Annotated in this window: 1 protein-coding gene; it reads left to right on the forward strand. The window is 42.2% G+C overall.

The features are described from left to right. On the forward strand, positions 1-830 hold an 830-nt coding region (locus F6K38_RS43025; protein WP_287361052.1), incomplete at its 5' end, for a DUF4351 domain-containing protein. Between the last annotated feature and the right edge of the window lie 202 nt (positions 831-1,032).

Below are 1,032 nucleotides of genomic sequence, written 5' to 3' on the forward strand. Positions count from 1 at the left end.
TGGCCTACGACAATATCTGCAAATACTTATCAGAAGCATACCCATCAGAGTTTTTTCAGTGGGTATTGGGTAAACAACCTAGAGATATTCAGGTACTTAAAACCGAATTAAGTGCTGAACCAATTCAAGCTGATGCTCTAACTCTACTCCAAAGTACTAACCAAATTCTGCATCTAGAATTTCAAACCCTACCCCAATCCGAGCCACCATTACCATTTCGGATGTTAGACTATTGGGTCAGATTACAACGAAAGTACCGATGTCCCATTGAGCAGGTGGTAATTTTTCTCAAGTCTACGACCTCAGATCTGGTATTCAATAACGAGTTTAGGGATATTAATACCTGGCACCGTTATCGAGTAATTCGTCTGTGGGAACAAGACCCTCAACCACTGTTGGCCAATCGAGCTCTGTTACCCTTGGCAACTTTAGCTAAGAGCAATAACCCTAATCGATTGTTAGAGCAAGTGGTTGTGGAAGTGGATAGAATTGAAGAAAAACCATTACGGGGAAATCTAGCGGCCTGTGTGGATGTGCTGGCTGGTTTACGGTTTGAGAAAGATTTAGTGCGTCGATTGTTATCCGAGGAAATTATGGAAGAATCAGTCACCTATCAAGATATTATCCAAAAGGGACGCCAGCGCGGCAAGCAGGAGGAAGCCCGATTCATTGTGATGCGTTTACTAACCCTGAGGTTAGGTTTACTTGACCCTGTGCTCCAACAGAAGATTGAGGGATTATCCATTACTCGATTGGAGGAATTGAGTGAAGCGTTGTTGGATTTTGAGACAGCAACGGATTTAGTGGTTTGGTTGGATCAGCAGCAGTAGTGCGTTCTTTATTCTTACGGTAACTTCAAGATCTGTTGCATTTTTCCAGGATTTCCGCTATAATATCTATATTGATAGCGGAAGGGTCGATGCTAACTCAAGTTAATAATCTTCGTTTAGACAGGCAACAGATTTTGGCTCTCAGGCAAATGTGTCATTTGAGCAAGAATATGTTCAACGTGGGTTTATATAACGTCCGTCA

Source organism: Moorena sp. SIO3B2 (assembly GCF_010692525.1).
Taxonomy (GTDB): domain Bacteria; phylum Cyanobacteriota; class Cyanobacteriia; order Cyanobacteriales; family Coleofasciculaceae; genus Moorena; species Moorena producens.